The sequence below is a fragment of the Streptomyces alkaliphilus genome, assembly GCF_014141535.1.
Lineage (GTDB): Bacteria > Actinomycetota > Actinomycetes > Streptomycetales > Streptomycetaceae > Streptomyces > Streptomyces alkaliphilus.
Genome location: NZ_VKHT01000841.1, coordinates 1 through 2225 on the forward strand (window position 1 = coordinate 1; position 2225 = coordinate 2225).

General features: G+C 68.4%; 2 protein-coding genes. One reads left to right on the top strand and one right to left on the bottom strand.

Annotation, left to right across the window (positions count from 1 at the left end; all coding sequences use genetic code 11):
• Positions 1 to 271 precede the first annotated feature (271 nt).
• Positions 272 to 961 carry a hypothetical protein gene (locus tag FNQ90_RS20350; RefSeq protein WP_182607686.1) on the bottom strand — a complete coding sequence of 230 codons (690 nt, stop codon included), beginning with the start codon at positions 959 to 961 and terminating at the stop codon, positions 272 to 274.
• Between the two features lie 451 nt (positions 962 to 1412).
• Between FNQ90_RS20350 and FNQ90_RS20355 the strand changes: the two genes are divergently transcribed.
• Positions 1413 to 2225 (top strand): ATP-binding cassette domain-containing protein (locus FNQ90_RS20355; RefSeq protein WP_182607687.1); only part of this gene is annotated, 813 nt, incomplete at its 3' end.

The following is a 2225-nucleotide window of genomic DNA, read 5'->3' on the forward strand; positions in this document are numbered from 1 at the left end:
GGCGGGGAAGTGTCCCGGAGCGAGTGATGGATGAGGCCGACACCCAGCACCACCAGGATAAGGGGCAGGACGAGGATCCCGATGAGTCCTCGGCGACGAGGAGTGCCGGCCGCCGGCCGGGGGGCGGGAGCCCGGGACTCCTGCTTGGCGGACATGAACAACGCCTTTCGAAAACGGTGGGAGGCGGGTGGTGATGAGGATGAACGGAGTGGCCGTCGTGGCCGCCGGCGGGTGACGGCGGCCACGACGGTCCGGTGTACCGGCTTCCGGATCAGGCGGTGGGCGCCCCGGTGACATGACGACGACGCAGCGCGTAGGCACCGGCACCGAGGCCACCGAGCAGCAGCGCGGAGCCGGCCGCCATGCCGCCACTGTTCTCGGTCAGGCCACCGCCGCCGGCGTGCACACCACCACGCGGCTTCTTGTGACCCTTCCAACCGTCGTGCTTCCGCTCGTCCTTCCGGTCCTTGTCCCACTTCCCATCGTGCTTGTGGTCCCTGTCGTAGCCCTTGTCACCGGACTCCGAAGCCATCACCCCCGCCACCAGAGCACCGCCGCCGGCGTGCACACCACCACGCGGCTTCTTGTGACCCTTCCAACCGTCGTGCTTCCGCTCGTCCTTCCGGTCCTTGTCCCACTTCCCATCGTGCTTGTGGTCCCTGTCGTAGCCCTTGTCACCGGACTCCGAAGCCATCACCCCCGCCACCAGAGCACCGCCGCCGGCGTGCACACCACCACGCGGCTTCTTGTGACCCTTCCAACCGTCGTGCTTCCGCTCGTCCTTCCGGTCCTTGTCCCACTTCCCATCGTGCTTGTGGTCCCTGTCGTGGTGGTCGCCGCTGGTGAACGTGCTGGTGGGCATCTCCGCCGAGACGGGAGCCTGTGCCTGGGCTGCGGGAGCGGAGATGGCGAGAGCCGCGGTAATGGCGGCGGAGACGAACACCGTGCGAGTGGCGCGCATGAGCTTTCCTTTCGTCGCGGCTGCGAGTGCCTGCACCGTGCCGACTCTTCGGACGCAGCGGCGACGTGTCTCAGACTCGGGTCAAAAATCCCGTCCCACCACCGGAGACCATCGCGTTGGGGGTAATGCGTGGGCTTATCGAGTGGAATACGGAGCCGGCTCACCCGTTCGCTCCGTCCGTGCTCCGCGTGTCCCGGCCTTTTCGGAGCAAGGGAGGTCTCACCCTCGTCGGCTTATCTCCTTCGCCTTTTCGTGCTCGGTCCCGGTTTCATCCGTTCGACCACGGAAATCGCGGGAGTCCCACGGAGGGGGCGACCCCGGCCCTTCGTGGGGGGATGGCGCGGCATCGACCGGACGGGCACCGGAGACATGCCCCACTCGCACTTCGTACGGCGTACGGTACGCTCAACGGTGCAGGGTACGAACCTGAAGTCGACGATGGGGGTCCGGAGTGGATGTCAACGGTTCGGCGGTCCTCGCCGAGGGAGTGCGCAAGCGTTACGGGGACGGGTACGCGCTGAACGGGTTCGACCTCTCCGTCCCGGGTGGAACGGTGTGCGGCCTGCTCGGACCGAACGGAGCGGGCAAGACCACAGCGGTGCGCGTCCTGGCCACCCTGCTGCGGTACGAAGAAGGTCGAGCCGTGGTGGCGGGGCACGACGTGGCCCGGGAGGCCGACCGGGTGCGTCGCCGTATCGGCCTGGTGGGGCAGAATCCGGCGGTCGACGAGGAACTGAGCGGCTATCGAAACCTGGTGATGTTCGGCCGACTCCACCGATTCGGCGCCCGGGAGGCCGGGCTCAGGGCCTCCCGATTGCTCGAGCGGTTCCAACTGGAGGAGGCTGCGGACAGGCCGGTCGGCACCTACTCCGGGGGCATGCGGCGCCGACTGGATCTGGCCGTCGGCATGATCCCGACGCCGGTCGTTCTTTTTCTGGACGAGCCCACAGTCGGCCTCGACCCACGCGGGCGCAACGAGGTCTGGAGGGCGATCCGGGAGTTGGTGGCCGACGGCACCACCGTGGTGCTCACCACCCAGTACCTGGACGAGGCCGACCAACTGGCCTCCAGGATCAACGTGATCGACGCCGGACGGGTGATCGCGGAGGACAGCCCGGAGAACCTGAAGTCCCTCGTCGGCGACGACCGCGTCGAGTTCGTCGTGCACGACGCACGGCAGTTGGGGGTCGCCGCCGCGCTGGTCGCCCGGGTGGGGGATGGGGACCCCGTGGTGGACGGGGACAACCGGCGCGTCGGGGTGCGG

Coding starts and splice junctions, on each gene's coding strand:
- FNQ90_RS20350 (WP_182607686.1), bottom strand. CDS start 961: ATGCGCGCCACTCGCACGGTGTTCGTCTCCGCCGCCATTACCGCGGCT.